Source organism: Peribacillus alkalitolerans (assembly GCF_010882125.1).
Lineage (GTDB): Bacteria > Bacillota > Bacilli > Bacillales > DSM-1321 > Bacillus_BN > Bacillus_BN alkalitolerans.
On the sequence record NZ_JAAGVZ010000051.1, the window covers coordinates 1 to 1,135 of the forward strand.

1 protein-coding gene is annotated in these 1,135 nt (G+C 39.4%); it reads left to right on the top strand.

All coding sequences use genetic code 11. The features are described from left to right. Positions 1-1,135 (top strand): RHS repeat-associated core domain-containing protein (locus tag G3O09_RS21825; protein ID WP_275898352.1); only part of this gene is annotated, 1,135 nt, incomplete at both ends.

A 1,135-nucleotide genomic window follows, 5' to 3' on the forward strand; every position in this document is an offset into this window, starting at 1 on the left:
GTAATTTCAGAGAAACGAGCGAACGGTACGTACTCAGCTTATGAATATGATAGCAACAACCGCCTTCAGTCCGTTATCAACTACAATGCTAGTGGGGGTATCGTCGATAAGTTTATTTACACTTATGATGCCAACGGTAACTGGACTGGAATTGCAACAAAAGATGGAAATCTTTCTTATCAGTACGATACATTAAACCGATTAACAAAAGAAATCTTAAAAGATGGAACAACCATTTCTTATGAATACGATGCAGTAGGCAATCGTACAAAGAAAGTTGAGACAAAAGGAACAACATCTACTACTACGTCTTACACTTACGATGCTGCTAATCAGTTAATAAACAATAACGGTAAAGCACAGACGTATGATGCCAATGGAAACTTGACAAATAACGGTGACAAAACATTTGTTTACAACCAAGAAAATCGCCTCATCGAGGTGAAAGATAAAAATGGTGCATCCGTGGGTACCTTCACGTATGATGATCAAGGCCATCGAAAGAGTATGACCACATCAAGTGGAACAGTTCATTACTTTTATGATGAGGATAAAGTTATTTACGAAACGGATGGAAATAATAATATCCTTACAGAATATACGTGGGATCAAGAAGGCAACCCTGTCACGATGACGAAAGGTGGCAAGACTTACTATTACCACTTGAATGGCCACGGCGATGTCATTGCTTTAACAGATGTAAGTGGGAATACAGTTGCAGAGTATAGCTATGATGCATGGGGGAATATCCTATCCCAGACAGGCACAATGGCGTCTTCCAACCCTTATCGTTATGCAAGTTATCGATTTGATGAGGTTACAGGTCTGTACTATTTAAAAGCTCGCTATTATGATTCAGATACAGGACGTTTCATCACGAGAGATACTTTCCATGGTTTTGAAGACGATCCAAAATCGTTAAACCAATACGCTTATGCTCATGGGAATCCTGTTCGCTATGTGGATCATGATGGAAACTGGGTATGGTTAGTATTTAATGCTGCTTTGGCTACGTATGACGGATATAAAGCTTATAAGAAAGCTAAAGCAGAAGGAAAAAGAGGATACAAACTATGGTCTGCTGTTGCATGGGCAGTTGCCGGGAACTATATTAAGGTTGGAAAGATAAGCAAGT